Origin of the sequence: Nocardia sp. NPDC059195, assembly GCF_042754695.1 — a bacterium.
Taxonomy (GTDB): Bacteria; Actinomycetota; Actinomycetes; order Mycobacteriales; family Mycobacteriaceae; genus Nocardia.
Genome location: NZ_JBHZBG010000016.1, coordinates 34746 through 47346 on the forward strand (window position 1 = coordinate 34746; position 12601 = coordinate 47346).

Here is a 12601-nt window from a genome sequence, read left to right on the forward strand (position 1 = left end):
CACCCGTGGTCACCGGCCATTTACCTGTTACCCGCCGACACGATGCCCGGCCCGCACCACACGGACCTCCATCGTGCGGGATGCTTGACACTGAGATGAACAACGACCAGGTCCCGGCTGCCGACGCGGCACACCCGCCGCACACGCTCCCGCCCCTCGACTCGCCCGCGCGCCCCACGGTCGGCGCGCAGGCCGCCCCGCAACGTCACAGCGATCACGCGCCGTGGGTGCGCCGGCTGGCTACGGCATGGCGGTTGATGGTCCGGGTCGCCATCAAGTGCTGGGACAATTCGATCTTCGCCAAGTCCGCGGCCGCGGCGTTCTGGCAGACGCTGTCGCTGGCCCCGCTGTTGCTCGGTCTGCTCGGCAGCCTCGGCTATGTGGGCGGATTGTTCGGGCCCGACACCGTGCAGATCGTGGAGAGCAAGATCATCGCGTTCAGCCGCGAGTTCTTCAGTCCGTCGGTGGTCTCGGATCTGATCGAACCGACCGTCGACGACGTGCTCGGCCGGGGACGCGGTGCGGTGGTGTCGGTGGGTTTCGTGCTGTCGCTGTGGGCCGGATCCTCGGCGATGGCTACCTTCGTCGACGCCATCGTGGAGGCGCACGGGCAGCAGGACGCGCGTCACCCGATCTGGCAGCGGATCTTCGCGCTGCTGCTGTACGTGCAGTTCCTGGTGGCCGCGGTGCTGATCTTGCCGGTGATCGCCCTGGGTCCGACCCGGATCGGGCGGGTGCTGCCCGAATCCTGGCGTGAGCCGGGGTTGCGGCTGATCGACACGTTCTACTACCCGATCGTCGGCCTGCTGCTGATTTTCGGGCTGACCACGCTCTACAAGCTGGCCCTGCACAAATCGCTGCCGTGGCATCGGCTCTTCGGCGGTGCGCTGGTGGCCGGGGTTTTCTTCATGGGCGCCAGCGACCTGCTGCGCCGGTACCTGTCGTGGATCACCGACACCGGGGTGAGTTACGGCGCGCTTGCCACCCCGATCGCGTTCCTGCTGTTCACGTACTTTCTCGGCTTCGCGGTGATCCTCGGCGCGGAGTTCAACGCCGCCGTTCAGGAGTTCTGGCCTGCCCGGGCCACCCGGATCGAGCAGGTCAAGGACTGGATCACCAGCCAGGTGCGCGGTGACGACGAGGAGGTCGACGAGCACGACGAAACCGCCGACGCCTCACCCGAGGCACCGGCGTCATCGACCGAGCGCTGCGCTCAGTCGCCGTCCTTGCGCAAGCCCTCGTAGACCTTCTTGCAGTCCGGGCACACGGGCGAGCCGGGCTTGGCCGAACGCGTCACCGGGAAAACCTCGCCACACAGGGCGACGACCATCGTGCCCATCACGGCACTTTCGGCGATCCGGTCCTTCTTCACATAATGGAAGAATTTGGGGGTGTCGTCGCTGGTCGTCTCGTCGGTCGTGGTTTCCGGGCGTACCAGAGTGTCTGTACTCACGCCATCCATGATGCCGTATCCGGCGCCCGCACCGCTGACCAGCCGCGTGTGCGCTCGACGACGCCGAGTGGAAGACTCGGGGGTATGCAGTCCTACGGCGATGTCCCAGGCGCCGACGAATCGAAGCCGGACCCGGAAGTGACCATGCCCACCGAGCCCAAGCCCTCGCGTGGGTTCTTCCGTCCCGCCCCCGCCGAACATGCCGTGCTGATCACCGAGGCCGCGCCCTCGCTCGACGACCAGCATCGCGCCAGGGTGCGCCGCTACACGTTCATCATGGCCTTCCGGATCCCCTGCCTGATCCTGGCCGCGATCGCCTACAGCGCGTTCGAGAACCCGCTGCTCTCGATCCTGATCATCGCCGCCTCGGTGCCGCTGCCCTGGATCGCGGTACTGGTCGCCAACGATCGGCCGCCGCGTACCAAGGACGAACCCAGCCGCTGGGACGGCCGCAACAACCAGATCGCCCTCGAATCCGGACACCACAAGACGCTGGAATAGGCGCCTGTCGCACGCAGTCCGGCTAGCGAAGGCTGTGTAGCCGCCAGCGTTCGGCTACACGGCCGTCTTGGGTCTGCGGACCAACATCGACATGACGGCCGCGATACCGCAGAGACCGCCCGCGACGTACCACGCGAGGTCGTAGGAGCCCTGGAGGTCACGGATCAGGCCGGCGCCGGTGGCGGCGATCGCGGCGCCGACCTGGTGGGCGGCGAAGACCCAGCCGAACGCGATCGGTCCGTCGGCGCCGAAGAGTTCACGGCACAGCAGCACCGTCGGCGGGACCGTCGCGATCCAGTCCAAGCCGTAGAACACGATGAACACCCACATGCTCGGCTGGGTGTGCGGGCCGAGCAGTGACGGCAGGATCAGCAGCGACAGGCCGCGCAGCGAGTAGTAGCCGAGCAACAGATAGCGCGGGTCGACGCGGTCGGAGAGCCAGCCCGAGGCGATGGTGCCCGCCACATCGAAGATTCCGACCAGTGCCAGCAGTCCGGCCGCGGTGGTCGGTGGCATGCCGTGGTCGTGGGCGGCGGTGACGAAATGGGTGCCGACCAGGCCGTTCGTCGAGGCACCACAGATCGCGAATCCGCCCGCCAGCAGCCAGAATCCGGGTTTGCGCGCGGCCGAGGCCAACACCGTCAGCGCCCGGTTCGCGCCGCCGGCGATCGGCACCCGCGCCCCCGCGTCCGAACCGGCAGGCGCCCCGTAGGCACGCACGCCGACATCGCTGGGGTAGTCGCGCACGAACAACCACACCAGCGGCACCACCGACAGTGCCACCGCCGCCACGATCAATGCGGGCAGCCGCCAGCCGTGCTCGGTGGCGAGCATCGAGACCAGGGGCAGGAACACCAGCTGACCGGTGGCGCCCGCGGCGGTGAGCACCCCGGTGACCAGGCCGCGACTCCGGACGAACCAGCGTCCGGTGATAGTGGCGACGAACGGCATGGACATCGACCCGACACCGACGCCCACCAGTAGTCCCCAGGTCGCCACCAATTGCCACGCCTGGGTCATGAACACCGTCAGCCCACTGCCCGCGGCGATCAGCACCAGCGCCGAACACACCACCTTGCGGATGCCGAATCGGTCCATCAGCGCGGCGGCGAACGGCGAAATCAGGCCGTAGAGCAGCATATTCAGCGAGATGGCGGTGGAGATCGTCGCATGTGACCAGCCGAATTCGGTGTGCAGCGGGTCGATGAGGACGCTGGGAACCGAGCGGAAGGCGGCCGCGCCGAGCAGGGCCACGAATCCGACGCCGGCCACGATCCACGCGGGGTGGAGTCGACCGCGTTCGTCGGTGCCCGATGCCGGAGTGCGAGTGAGGTTGTCGGCCGGGTCGTCGCCGGTGGGCGGCAGGGGCGCACGTAGATCGGTCACTTGCCCAGCGTGCCGCATCGGCGAAGGACGGACTAGTGGCCGATATGACATGTTTCGTTGATATCCTGCCAACAAGTACGGGCGCGGGCCTGTCAACGGCCGCGCATACTGCGCACCAAGGACTCTCGACGCCCGCGCGCAAGGTTCTCTCGATCGCGGCGCTCACGATCCGCTCGCGCAACCTTGGTCGACAGCGGAGCTCATGGCGCCTACCGTTCGGACAGGACTGCCGACAGTGTGCCCGGAACAGGCCGACCGCTCGGCGAGTGCCGCATATCGGAAGGGAGACAGCATGATTCGCTGGACCTGGGCGTTTCTCGATCGGCCCGTCGATTCGTTCGCCGACTGTGCGCGGTTCTGGGCGACGGTCACCGATTCCACGGTGTCGGCGCCACGCGGCGAGCACGACGAGTTCGTCACGCTGTTGCCCGCCACCGGACCCGCGTGGATCAAGATGCAAGCGGTCGGCGATGACGGTGGCATCCATCTCGACCTCGACGTCGACGACATCCCCGCGGCGGTCGCGACCGCAACGGGGCTCGGCGCCCGCGTCACGGCCGAGCTGCCTGATTACACCGTGCTGGAATCGCCTGCCGGACAGACGTTCTGCCTCACTCCGGCGGCCGGCCGATCGGATCTCGGGCCTGCACCGGTCACGGTGTCGACCGCACCCGACGGCACGGTGACCCGCCTCGACCAGATCTGTCTCGACCTGTCCCCCACCGACATCGACGCCGATACCGCCTTCTGGCAGGAACTCACCGACTGGACGCACAGGCCCGGCCGCCGCCCGGAATTCTCCCGCCTCCGCGGCCCCGACCAGCCACTGCACTTCCTGCTCCAACGCCTCGACGACCCCGGCCCCACGGGCGCGCACGCCGACCTGGCCTCGTCGAACATCACGGCCACCGCCGCCTGGCACGAATCGCTCGGCGCCACCCGAATCACCGACACCGAACACTGGATAGTCCTACGAGACCCCGGAAACGCCCTGTACTGCGTGACATCCAGAGACCCATACACCGGCTGAGCAGCAGCGCCGCCGACTATCGCAATACGTCAATCGGTCGGCCACTGCGAGCGCAGACGATGCCCATCCGACCCGACGGCTATCCTTCCCAGCCGCATCAACCGCCACAGCCACCCGGCGCAGGCGACCCGAGGCGCTGTGTGCGCGGCGACACGCACCGGCAGTTTGTCGATCTCAGTACTCGCGGTCCTGGCAGAGTAGGCGGGTGCCTACGAACCCGACGATGACCGACTCCCTGCTCACCGCACTGTGCCCGGACCTGCGCACCGCGCTGATCCGGGTCGGTTACGCCGCCGACACGCTGGTGGAGGCGCTGGGTCCGGATGTGCATGCGGCGCTGAGCCGTTCGGAGCCGGTACCGGTGCGCCGGGCCGCGCGCGCGGCCGGTGACCTCGGCACGCTGGTGCGGTTGCTGCTTCTCGGCGACGTGTTGCCGGAGCGCGAGGTCGCCGCCGCGCTGGCGCCGGTGCGCATCGACGCGGCGGTGGCGGCGGGTCTGCTCCTCCGCGAGGGCGACGAGGTCAGGGCCGCGCTGGATCTGCGGCCGCTCGATGTCGGCGCGGGGACGCGGTGGATCCTGTCCGATCTCGACGATTCGATGCGGCGGCGCACGCTCACCTCTGATCACGTCCTCGGCGTCGGGCACGCGTCACTGTCCTTGCTGCGCGCGACACCGACCGAAGCCGTCGGCACCGTGTTGGATCTGGGCACCGGCTGTGGCGTGCAGGCCGTGCACGCGGCGGGTTACGCGGGCCGGGTCACCGCGACCGATGTCAACGCGCGGGCCTTGTGGCTGGCACAGGCCACGGCGGCGCTCAACGAACTCGATATCGAACTGCTCGAGGGGTCCTGGTTCGAGCCGGTGGCCGGGCGGCGCTTCGATCAGGTCGTGGCCAATCCGCCGTTCGTGGTCGGTCCGGCGCGCATCGAGCACACCTATCGCGACTCCGGGCTCGCCCTGGACGGCGCCAGCGAACTGGTTATCGGGCGGGCGCCCGCGCTGCTGGCACCCGGTGGCACGGCGGCCATGCTCGCTGCCTGGGTGCACGTGGACGGCGAGGACTGGCGGCAACGGGTGTCGAGCTGGTTGCCCGCCCACGGGGTCGACGCGTGGGTCGTGCAGCGCGACGTCGCCGACCCGGCCCTCTACGTCGGCACCTGGCTGCGCGACGCGGGCCTCGACCCCCGCGACCCGGCCGCCCAGGAACAGGCGGCGCGGTGGCTCGATGCCTTCGACGCCGCCGACGTCGAAGGCATCGGGTTCGGCTTCGTCTATCTGCGCGCGATCGACGGCCCGACCGAACTCCTCGCCGAGGACCTCACCCACGGTTTCGACGACCCGCTCGGTACCGAGGTAGCCGGGTATTTCGCGCGGTCGGCGTGGCTGCGCGCGGTCGCAGGCGACGAGGAACTCGCGTGGACATCTCGTTTCGCGCCGAGCCCGGCGACCGCGTTGGAGCGGGTATACCTGCCCGGCGAGTTCGGCTGGACCGAGCAGGTGGCCCGGCTTCATCGCGGCGACGGACCACGCTGGCAGCACGAAGTCGACGAGTCGACAGTCGCCCTGGTCGCGGGAATGCGGCCCGACGGGCTGCCGTTGTACGAGCTGATCGAACTACTCGCTCTCGCCGACGGAGCCGAGCAGGTCACGCCGGAATTCGCCGCCCAGGCACTCGGTGTGGTCGCCGGACTCGTCCGCCACGGATTGGTGCGGCCGGTCTGAACCGCCCCGCGGTGGTAGCGAGTTGGCGACCACGGCGCTCTTCTCAGGAACTTCTCAGCCGTTGGGGTGGGAACCAGCAGCTCAGAGCGGTTTATCGACCGCGGGAACGGGAACTTTCTCTAAGTCGGGTCCGTTGAACGGAGTGAGACACCACCGACAGGAGGCAAGTCATGACAAGCCCCGCCACCACTCGTTTGCGCCCCAGCGAGGCCGATATCGACGCCCAGAGCCCCGCAGCCGATCTGGTACGCGTGTACCTCAACGGAATCGGACGCACGGCACTGCTCACGGCGGCCGACGAGGTCGAGTTGGCCAAGCGCATCGAGGCGGGCCTGTATGCCCAGAACCTGCTATCAACCGGTAAGCGGTTGACGGCGGCTCGCAAGCGTGATCTGGCGATCCTGGTCCGCGAGGGCTCCGCCGCCCGCTCGCACCTGCTCGAGGCCAACCTGCGTCTGGTCGTATCCCTGGCCAAGCGCTACACCGGCCGCGGCATGCCGCTGCTCGACCTCATTCAGGAGGGCAACCTCGGACTGATCCGCGCGATGGAGAAGTTCGACTACGCCAAGGGCTTCAAGTTCTCCACCTACGCCACCTGGTGGATCCGTCAGGCCATCACCCGCGGCATGGCCGATCAGAGCCGCACCATCCGGCTGCCCGTGCACCTGGTGGAACAGGTGAACAAGCTCGCCAGGATCAAGCGTGAACTGCACCAGCAGCTGGGCCGCGAGGCCACCGACGCCGAACTCGCCAACGAGTCGGGCATCCCGGTGGAGAAGATCGCCGACCTGCTCGACCACAGCCGCGACCCGGTGAGCCTGGACATGCCCGTCGGCAACGACGAAGAGGCCCCGCTCGGTGACTTCATCGAGGACTCGGAAGCCACCTCCGCCGAGAGTGCCGTCATCGCCGGCCTGCTGCACCACGACGTGCGCAGCGTCCTGGCCACCCTCGACGAGCGCGAACAGCAGGTCATCCGCCTGCGCTTCGGTCTCGACGACGGACAGCCGCGCACCCTGGACCAGATCGGCAAGCTGTTCGGGCTGTCCCGTGAGCGAGTCCGTCAGATCGAGCGCGAGGTCATGTCCAAGCTACGCAAGGGCGACCGCGCCGACCGCTTGCGCGCCTACGCCAGCTGATCCAAATCTCGACGGCCCCCCGGGGTCGTCTGCCGAAACGCCGACCGGCGACCGCGAACCCCTCCCCTCCGGGTCGCGAGCCGGTCGGCGTTGTTCGTTATTCCGGCTCCGCGTCGGATCCCCGGTAAGACGGGCCGCCGGGGCGGGGCGACCACGGCCGACGGGGCAGCCGGCGAGGACCGTCGCACCTCAGGCCAGTCGGCGGGGGCCGGTGTCGAAGCGGCTGGGTTCGGGGCCGATGCGGGCTCGGGCGTAGATGATCTCCGCCGATGCCGACGCGGCCAGCACGGGGTCACAGGAGAGTTCGCGCATCTGGGGGATGTCGTCGAACAGGGCCGAAATGCGTTGGGCCAGCTCGGCGAGGGCTGCTTTGTCGACGCCCACTCGGCCCGGTCCATCCGACAGGAGTGGTGCCGCACGTGGCGCGTCGATGAGCGCGGTCGCTTCCTCCTGGGTCAGCGGTAGGGCACGGTAGGCACGGTCGCCGAGCAGGTCGATGATCATGCCGGAGAGGCCGAATTGGATGACCGACCCGAACGAGGGGTCGTCGGTGACGCGCAGCACACAACCGACCCCCTTGGTCGCCATCTTCTGCACGTGCAGAAGCGGATCGCCGCAGATTTCCACCAGGTCGGTGTAGGCCTGACGGACCGCGTCCGGTCCCCACAGGTCCAAGCGCACACCGATCAGATCGGGTCGGCGCCGCCACAGCTCCCCGGTTGCCTTGGCCGCGACCGGATAGCCCAGTTCCTCGGCCGCGGCGACCGCTTGCCCGCCGTCGCGCACCGCCCGGAACTCGACCACGTCGATCCCGTAGCACCCGAGCAGCAGCACCGCCTCCTCATCGGTGAGCCACCGTCCGCCCGATTCCGCCAGCCAGCCCTCCACCAGCGCCGCCGCGGCCGCGGTGTCGATCCCGGGCGGGCGCACCACCGGCGAGATCGGCCGGTCACGCCAGCGCGCGTACCGATCGACCCTGGCCAGCGCACGCGCGGCCCGCTCAGGGTCCGGGTAGGACGGGATGGATCCGCGCGCCGGTGCGCCCGCGGTGGTACGCACCGCCAGCTGTCGCGGAATGCCGGATTCCGCGACAAAGGTGGTGAGCATCGGCTTGCCCGGCGCCGCCGCGGCGGCCGCCCGCAAGGCGTCCCCGAAGCCCTCCATCGGCACCGGAACCGGCGGTGCGACCACGACGATCACCGCGTCGATCTCGTCGCTGCGTAGCGCAGCGAGGACCGCTTCCCTGAAGTCGGCAGGCGTCGCCTCCGGTCCGAGGTCCACCGGGCCGTCCACGCCCACGCCCCGCTCGATGGGCCCGGCAACTCCGGTATCCCGCTCGGGAAGTTCGATGCTGTTCGCACCACGGCCAGCGCGCCGAGCACTGCGCGCGCCCCACGCGGTCCTGCCGACGCGATCCGCACCCTGCGCCGCACGATCCGAATCCCGTGCGGTTCGCCGCACACGATCTGCTCCCCGCCCGGCCCCGCCACGATCTGCCCTCCGGCCGACTCGCCCCGCTCGGTCCGCATCTCGCTCGGCCACTTCGGCCGAATCCCGGTCGATCCGCAGAGGACTGTCCGCACCCCGCTCGGCCGACACCGCACCACCTGAATCCCGCTCGGCCTGCTGGGCGCTGTCCACGACCCGTCCCTCCGACCAGGCACTCTGCACAACTGTCGGCCGGCTGCCGTGCACGCCGTGCTCGGTCGGTCGAGCGCCGGGGCCTCGGTCGAGGGCCGTCACGGGCCGGTACACGTGCAGACCTTCGCCGCGGGCGGCGTCGATGGCCAGCCAGTTCAGCGCGGCGCTGTTGCCGACCACCGCGACTCGGGGGCCCTTCGGTAGCGGCTGACAGGCCAGCAGGGCGGCGCAGTCGAACAGTTCGGAGATGGAGTCGACCTGGATGATCCCGGCTTGGCCGAAGAGGTCACGGACCACCGTGCGGTCCATGTCGGCACCGGCCGCGAGGCGCCCACTGCTCACCGCGACGATCGGTTTGCCGCGTGCCACCCGGCGCGCCAGCCGGGAGAACTTGCGCGGGTTACCGAAGCTCTCCAGGTACAGCAGGATCACCTCGGTGTCGGCGGCGGTGTCCCAGTACTGGAGCAGATCGTTGCCGGAGACGTCGGCTCGGTTGCCTGCCGAGACGAACGTCGACAGACCGAGGTTGCGGGCCGCGGCCTCGCCGAGAATCGCCGCACCGAGCGGGCCGGACTGGCAGAAGAAGCCGATCCGCCCGCGCTCGGGGAGCACCGGTGCCAGGGTGGCGTTCAGGCCGACCGCGGGGTCGGTGTTGGCGATGCCGAGCGCGCTGGGCCCCACCACCCGCATGCCGTGTCCGCGCGCCGCGGCGACCAGGTCGTGTTCGGCGGCCAACCCGGCCGCTCCGGTCTCGCCGAAGCCCGCGGTCAGCACGACCAGGCCCTTGACCCCCTTGGCCATGCAATCGTCGAGGACCGCCCCGATCGCGGCGGGTGGCACCGCGACCACCGCCAGGTCCACCTCGTCGGGAATCTCGCGCACCGTGGCGTAGGCCCGCACACCGCGCACCGAACGCCGGTGCAGATTCACCGGGAACACCGGCCCGCTGAAGCCGCCGGCGAGCAGATTCGCGAACACGGCACCGCCGACGCGGGTCTGCTCCGGTGACGCGCCGATCACCGCGACCGAACCGGGTGCCAGCAGATTTCCGACGCTGCGCGCCTCCGAGGCCGCCTCACGCGAATCCCGCACGGTGCGTAGCGCTTCGGTGGGGTCGATGGCGAATTCGAGGTGCACTTCGGAACCGTCGCGACTGCGCTGCAGTTGGTAGCCCGCCTCGCGGAAGACCGTGATCATGGCCTCGTTCTCGGCCAGCACCTCGGCGACGAACGCGACCACTTCGTTCTCGGCGGCGGCACCGGCGAGATGCTCGAGCAGCACCGAGCCGAGCCCTCGTCCCTGGTGCTCGTCGGCGATCACGAAGGCCACCTCGGCCGCGCGTGGCCCCGGCCGGGCGAGCAGCTCGTAGCGGGCCACGCCGATGATGGCCGTGCCGAGTACCGCGACGAGGCCGACCCGGTCGCGGTAGTCGACGTGTGTGGTGCGGTACATGTCCTTCGGCGAGATCTGTGGGTAGGGACCGAAATAGCGCAGATATCGGGTGCGATCGGACAGACCGGTGTGAAAGGCGGCGAGCGCGTCGGCGTCGGCGGGCACGATCGGGCGTAGCTGGACCACACCGCCGTCGGCGGCGAGCACATCGCCGTACCAGTGTTGGGGTGGCGCAGGCGGATTCGCGGGCGTGTCGGAGGTATCGGGCAGCAGTGGCTCAGTCACGGGGGTCCTCCGGGTCGAGCCCGAGCAGGCCGAAACTCGCCCGCCGGGTGGCCGTGATCGCGGTATCGACCGCGCGCTGGGCGCGGATCTGGCCCGCATCGCCGATCTCGGGTGTGCCGCCGGGACCGTCCCAGGCGCGGTAGGCGGTGTCGCCGCCGTCGCCCATGGTCGTCGGTGGTCGCACGCGCGGCGCGGATGCCCGCACCTGTTCGATCCAGTCGGTGGGCACCGGCGTTTCGGGGGCTAGCGGCCGATCGAGTGCCGCGGCGAGCAGGTGGGTCCAGGCGCGCGGCACCACCCGCACCACGCCGTAACCGCCGCCGCCGACGGCCAGCCAGCGCCCTTCGGCGTATTCGTCGGCCAGGTCCCGCATCGCGAGGAAGGCCGCGCGCTGGCCGTCGACAGTAAGTTCCAGATCAGCCAGCGGATCCTCGCGGTGGGTGTCGACACCACACTGGCTGATGATGATCTGCGGCCGGAAGGCGGCCACCGCGCCGGGTACCACCGCGTGAAATCCCCTCAGCCACTGCGCATCCCGTGTGCCGGGCAGCAGTGGCAGGTTGATCGAGGTGCCCTCGGCCGCCCCGATACCGGTCTCCTCGGGCCAGCCGGTATTGGGCCACAGCGTGGCCGGATGCTGATGCAGCGAGACTGTGAGCACACGCGGATCGGCGTAGAACGCCCGTTGCACGCCGTCGCCGTGATGGACATCGACATCGAGGTAGGCGATGCGGTCGAAGCCGTGGTCGAGCAGCCATGAGATGGCGATCGCGGCATCGTTGTAGACACAGAACCCCGCCGCCGAATCCGGCATGGCGTGGTGCATTCCGCCGCCGATACTCACCGCGCGCCGCGTACGGCCCGCCGCGATCTCCCGTGCGGCGGCGAGGGTGCCGCCGACGATCACCGACGCCGCCTCGTGCATGTGCGGGAACACCGGATTGTCGGCGGTTCCGAGCCCGTAGGCGGCGTCCTCGGGTGTCGGCGGGCCCTGCCCGGCCCGGCGCACCGCCTCGATGTAGGAGCTGCTGTGGACCCGCATCAGGTCCGATTGAGTGGCCGCGTCGGGTGCCAGCGGCTCGACACCATCGAGAAGACCTAGGCTTTGGGCCAGCGACATGGTGTATTGCAGGCGCGCGGGCTTCATCGGATGCTCCGGACTCCAGGTGTAGCCGAGGAATCGCTCGGTCCATACGACGGTCCCTGCGTGTTCGCTGCGCGGCGACGTGACCATGCTCGCCACGCTAGCCGGAAGCAGCGGACCCCGTGTGGCGTTGACATGCAGTAGAAATAGGGCCGCTGGTCCGACGGGCGGACCGGTGTTCGCGCGTGGGTAGAATTCGTCCTGACGAAGGGGTATCAGGTGAAGGATCTGGTCGACACCACGGAGATGTATCTCCGTACCATCTACGACCTCGAGGAAGAGGGCGTGGTGCCCTTGCGGGCGCGTATCGCCGAACGCCTCGAGCAGAGTGGTCCGACGGTGAGCCAGACGGTCGCGCGGATGGAGCGCGACGGCCTGTTGCTCGTCGCCGGCGACCGCCATCTCGAGCTCACCGACAAGGGCCGGTCCATGGCCGTGTCGGTGATGCGCAAGCACCGGCTCGCCGAGCGGTTGCTGGTCGACATCATCGGATTGGACTGGGAGAACGTGCACGCCGAGGCGTGTCGCTGGGAGCACGTGATGAGCGAGGAGGTGGAGCGGCGCCTGATCGAGGTGCTCAACCACCCGACCACCTCGCCCTACGGCAACCCGATTCCCGGCCTGGACGAACTCGGCCTCAGCGACGCTCCCGCCCCCGAGGAGAAGCTGATCCGGCTCTCCGATCTGCCCAACGGCGCGCTGCACGCGGTGGTCGTGCGCAGGCTGGCAGAGCACATCCAGACCGACCCGGAGGTCATCGGGCGGTTGCGTGAGGCGGGCGTTGTGCCCGACGCCCGCGTTACCGTGGAGACCAAACCGGGTGCGGTATTGATCACGGTGCCGGGCCACAACGGTTTCGAACTGTCCGAAGAGATGGCGCATGCCGTCCAGGTGAGGCTGGTCTGAT

At 69.5% G+C, this 12601-nt stretch carries 10 protein-coding genes; 6 read left to right on the plus strand and 4 right to left on the minus strand.

The annotated features are described in order from the left end of the window. Positions 1 to 257: 257 nt before the first annotated feature. On the plus strand, positions 258 to 1244 hold the full coding sequence (locus tag ACFXKN_RS20675; protein ID WP_378946191.1) for a YihY/virulence factor BrkB family protein: 987 nt from the start codon (positions 258 to 260) through the stop codon (positions 1242 to 1244). On the opposite strand, the gene ACFXKN_RS20680 is transcribed toward ACFXKN_RS20675, so the two are convergent. Continuing rightward, positions 1214 to 1453 (minus strand): DUF3039 domain-containing protein, encoded by a 240-nt coding sequence (locus ACFXKN_RS20680; protein WP_056815556.1) that lies wholly within the window; start codon positions 1451 to 1453, stop codon positions 1214 to 1216. The two genes, ACFXKN_RS20675 and ACFXKN_RS20680, sit on opposite strands and share 31 nt — an antisense overlap. A gap of 144 nt (positions 1454 to 1597) precedes the next feature. Between ACFXKN_RS20680 and ACFXKN_RS20685 the strand changes: the two genes are divergently transcribed. Continuing rightward, positions 1598 to 1954, plus strand: a complete 357-nt coding sequence (locus ACFXKN_RS20685; protein ID WP_378946188.1) for a DUF3099 domain-containing protein — start codon at positions 1598 to 1600, stop codon at positions 1952 to 1954. 54 nt (positions 1955 to 2008) lie between these two features. Here the strand turns inward: ACFXKN_RS20685 and ACFXKN_RS20690 are convergent, their stop codons facing one another. Further along, positions 2009 to 3340 carry an MFS transporter gene (locus tag ACFXKN_RS20690; protein ID WP_379433623.1) on the minus strand — a complete coding sequence of 444 codons (1332 nt, stop codon included), beginning with the start codon at positions 3338 to 3340 and terminating at the stop codon, positions 2009 to 2011. A gap of 292 nt (positions 3341 to 3632) precedes the next feature. Between ACFXKN_RS20690 and ACFXKN_RS20695 the strand changes: the two genes are divergently transcribed. The 3 genes from ACFXKN_RS20695 (at position 3633) to ACFXKN_RS20705 (ending at position 7232) form a co-directional block, all read left to right on the plus strand. After that, the gene (locus ACFXKN_RS20695; protein WP_379433624.1) at positions 3633 to 4370 is read left to right on the plus strand and encodes a VOC family protein; all 738 of its coding nucleotides are present in this window, start codon (positions 3633 to 3635) and stop codon (positions 4368 to 4370) included. Positions 4371 to 4593: 223 nt separating this feature from the next. After that, entirely contained in the window at positions 4594 to 6093 is a 1500-nt protein-coding gene (locus ACFXKN_RS20700; protein ID WP_378944870.1) for a methyltransferase, read from the plus strand. Positions 6094 to 6263: 170 nt separating this feature from the next. Then, entirely contained in the window at positions 6264 to 7232 is a 969-nt protein-coding gene (locus ACFXKN_RS20705; protein ID WP_056811283.1) for a sigma-70 family RNA polymerase sigma factor, read from the plus strand. 189 nt (positions 7233 to 7421) lie between these two features. Here ACFXKN_RS20705 and ACFXKN_RS20710 read toward each other — a convergent pair whose 3' ends face one another. Together ACFXKN_RS20710 and ACFXKN_RS20715 are read right to left on the minus strand one after the other, a co-directional pair. Beyond that, positions 7422 to 10550 carry a GNAT family N-acetyltransferase gene (locus tag ACFXKN_RS20710; protein ID WP_379433625.1) on the minus strand — a complete coding sequence of 1043 codons (3129 nt, stop codon included), beginning with the start codon at positions 10548 to 10550 and terminating at the stop codon, positions 7422 to 7424. Continuing rightward, on the minus strand, positions 10543 to 11784 hold the full coding sequence (locus ACFXKN_RS20715; protein WP_379433626.1) for an acetoin utilization protein AcuC: 1242 nt from the start codon (positions 11782 to 11784) through the stop codon (positions 10543 to 10545). The genes ACFXKN_RS20710 and ACFXKN_RS20715 overlap by 8 nt, the downstream gene beginning before the upstream one ends. 129 nt (positions 11785 to 11913) lie before the next feature. Between ACFXKN_RS20715 and ACFXKN_RS20720 the strand changes: the two genes are divergently transcribed. Then, positions 11914 to 12600, plus strand: a complete 687-nt coding sequence (locus tag ACFXKN_RS20720; RefSeq protein ID WP_378944859.1) for a metal-dependent transcriptional regulator — start codon at positions 11914 to 11916, stop codon at positions 12598 to 12600. The last annotated feature ends 1 nt before the right edge of the window (position 12601 follow it).